Below are 494 nucleotides of genomic sequence, written 5' to 3'. Positions count from 1 at the left end.
ATGCCCCAGGCGTGGCCGAGGAACGACGCGCACCACGGCTCGTTGATGGTGATCCAATGATCGGCGAGGTCACCGAGCTGATCCGCGACGAGCGCGGCATACTCACCGAAGCGCTCCGCGGTGGCGCGCGCCGGCCAGCCGCCCGCGTCCTGCAGTGCCTGCGGCAGGTCCCAGTGGTACAGCGTGACGTATGGCTCGATGCCCCGTTCCCGCGCTCCGGTGAGGAGCGAGCGGTAGAACGCCACGCCCTCGGGGTTGAGCGGCCCGGCACCGCTCGGCTGTAAGCGCGACCAGGAGAGGGAAAGGCGGTAGGCCGGGATGCCGAGCTCGGCCATGAGGTCGAGATCCGACTCCCAGCGATGGTAGTGGTCACAGGCGACGTCGGCGGTGTCGCCGTGGAACGTCGCATCCGGCCGGCGTGCGAAGGTGTCCCAGATGCTCGTGCCGCGGCCGCCTTCGGTGACACCGCCCTCGATCTGATAGGCGGCGGTCGC

General features: G+C 70.0%; 1 protein-coding gene. It reads right to left on the bottom strand.

All coding sequences use genetic code 11. The features are described 5' to 3' along the window. Window positions 1-494 (bottom strand): glycoside hydrolase family 1 protein (locus tag ELR45_RS36735; protein WP_205855833.1); only part of this gene is annotated, 494 nt, incomplete at both ends.

Source organism: Phytoactinopolyspora endophytica, from assembly GCF_004138495.1.
In the GTDB taxonomy this organism is placed as follows: Bacteria; Actinomycetota; Actinomycetes; order Jiangellales; family Jiangellaceae; genus Phytoactinopolyspora; species Phytoactinopolyspora endophytica.
The sequence above is the reverse complement of the archived record's forward strand: the minus strand, read 5'-3'. Positions and strand labels throughout refer to the sequence as shown.